The sequence below is a fragment of the Sulfurimonas sp. genome, assembly GCF_027056685.1.
Classification (GTDB): domain Bacteria; phylum Campylobacterota; class Campylobacteria; order Campylobacterales; family Sulfurimonadaceae; genus Sulfurimonas.
On sequence record NZ_JALUKE010000252.1, the window covers coordinates 1 to 1742 of the forward strand.

Here is a 1742-nt window from a genome sequence, read left to right on the forward strand (position 1 = left end):
TTTTTATAGATATATTTAGGATTGCTCCACTCGTTGTAATTGTCAGGCTTGTTTGGTCTGTATGCTATTAAATCAACTATTCGACCGTTATCATCTTTTATGATGATACTTGAGCATTTAAAGTGCTTATTCCATCCAACTAAAGTAGTAAACATATAATCAAGCTTTTGTTTATAATCTGCAGGGAGTGTTTTTGCTTCAAAAAGTTTCTCTATCTCTGATGGAACTATGAAGTGAATAAGTTTACCTTGCTTTGTTTGATATTCAATAGGTCTATGCCCACCAACAAGTTTTAACTCTTCATTTCCCCACTCTTGAAGCTTATTAAAATCAACTTTTTTCTTAGCTTTTGATTTTCGTTGCACCTGTAACGATGGATCCACTTTGTAAGTATCAAGTGAACTTAACTCTTTTAGTTTAGCTATTGCAGTTTTTAGGTCGATTTTCTCCATATACATAACAAGGTCTAGTACTGAGCCTCCTGTTATATCTCCGTTAAAGTTGCTAAAAATCTGTTTAGCTGGATTAATTACTATTGATTTATCTTCTTTATAAGAGAGATTAGCACCGTTTTTTTTGAGTTCTCCGTAGAGTTCTGCAACTGTTACTATGTCTAAAGATTGCTTTATTTGTTTGAGTGTAGGTTCGTCTATCATTTCTTTTTTTTCCTTATTTAAAAAAAAGAAATACTAAAAATGTCGCCAAACGGTTTCAGTATTTCATTTTATTTTTATTTTATTAAACTTTGTTCCTGTTGTACATATAGTCTTAATAAGTCTTCAACTATAGGTGATAATTTTTTTCTATTTGCTTTAGCAATTTTTTTAAAATCTATTAACAATTTATCATCTATTGTAAAGGTAGTTTTTCTCTTACTTGAACGACTACCAATGTCATTTAGCTCTATTGTCACTTTAATGCCTTGTTTAATTTGTAACATAGTATTAAAATAAAGATAAAAGATTCCTTAAAGTATTTCTTTTAATAAAGTATTATTGTTTGTTGATTGAATATAAGATTGTTTTGTAAGAGTGTAGGCAAAAAAAAAGCCTCACAAATAGTAAATATTTGTGAGGCTTAGATTGGTTCATACTGAAACCGTTTGGCTATCAGAATTATATTCTATTTTATCTTAAACCATAATATAATTATTATAATATTATACATATTAACATATTAATTGAATATAATTCATAAAATAGGCTTGTAATAGGTTTTTATGTTCTTATGTTCTTATGATTACTATACATAGTATTACACTATTATAGAAATTTGTTAGCCCATACTTCCATTTTATGTTCAAACCTTGAAAATAGAGTATTTGCTTTTTTTATTACTTTTGCCATAATATTACCTTTTTGGATATAATACGGCTAACTAAAACGACTCGCAAAGTTTTTTAGTAACCGTAAATAGTTTAGCTCTCTTGAGCGACTGTTTACCTCCTTTTTTTAAATTTCCTTACTCTTTACTATGTAATTCATAATCTTTTAGAAATAGCATTTTTGCTACAGCACTAGGAGAGTTTAATTTTTTATCATAATCCATTAAACTTTTTAAATAGTTGTACTGTTCATCATTAACTACAAAATAGATTTTATGTGTAGCTTTTGATTTTCCTTGTATAGGTCTTCCAGCTCTTTTTTGTCCTGTAGTGCTTTTTAGTTCTTGATACTCTTGAGCTTGTTTGTCTGCATCTTCAAAAGTTTTGAGTGGTTCGTGCTTAACTGCTTCTTTTATAC

The 1742-nt window shown here is 28.5% G+C and carries 3 protein-coding genes; all 3 read right to left on the reverse strand.

Annotated features, from left to right (window positions below; all coding sequences use genetic code 11):
• Positions 1-656 (reverse strand): CHC2 zinc finger domain-containing protein (locus tag MVY38_RS11000; protein WP_297486287.1); only part of this gene is annotated, 656 nt, incomplete at its 3' end.
• Between the two features lie 74 nt (positions 657-730).
• Positions 731-913: a hypothetical protein gene (locus tag MVY38_RS11005; protein ID WP_297486290.1), complete on the reverse strand. Its 183-nt coding sequence runs from the start codon at positions 911-913 to the stop codon at positions 731-733.
• Positions 914-1461: 548 nt separating this feature from the next.
• Positions 1462-1742 (reverse strand): hypothetical protein (locus tag MVY38_RS11010; protein WP_297486293.1); only part of this gene is annotated, 281 nt, incomplete at its 5' end.